Here is a 372-nt window from a genome sequence, read left to right on the forward strand (position 1 = left end):
GGTATGCAATTCGACCGCGGCTATCTGTCTCCTTACTTCATCAACGACGCTGAAAAACAAATCGCTGCTTTGGACAATCCGTTTGTATTGTTGTTCGACAAAAAAATCAGCAACATCCGCGATTTGTTGCCTGTTTTGGAACAAGTGGCCAAAGCCAGCCGTCCGCTCTTGATTATCGCTGAAGACGTAGAAGGCGAAGCCTTGGCGACTTTGGTGGTGAACAACATCCGTGGCATCCTGAAAACCGTTGCCGTTAAAGCCCCTGGCTTCGGCGACCGCCGCAAAGCCATGTTGCAAGACATCGCTATCCTGACCGGCGGCGTGGTTATTTCTGAAGAAGTCGGCCTTTCTCTGGAAAAAGCGACTTTGGAC

The 372-nt window shown here is 50.5% G+C and carries 1 pseudogene; it reads left to right on the forward strand.

What is annotated here, in order from left to right:
- Window positions 1-372: pseudogene (gene groEL / locus ACTHS3_RS17255) on the forward strand (chaperonin GroEL); the annotation flags it as partial.

Source organism: Neisseria sp. P0009.S007 (assembly GCF_051962515.1).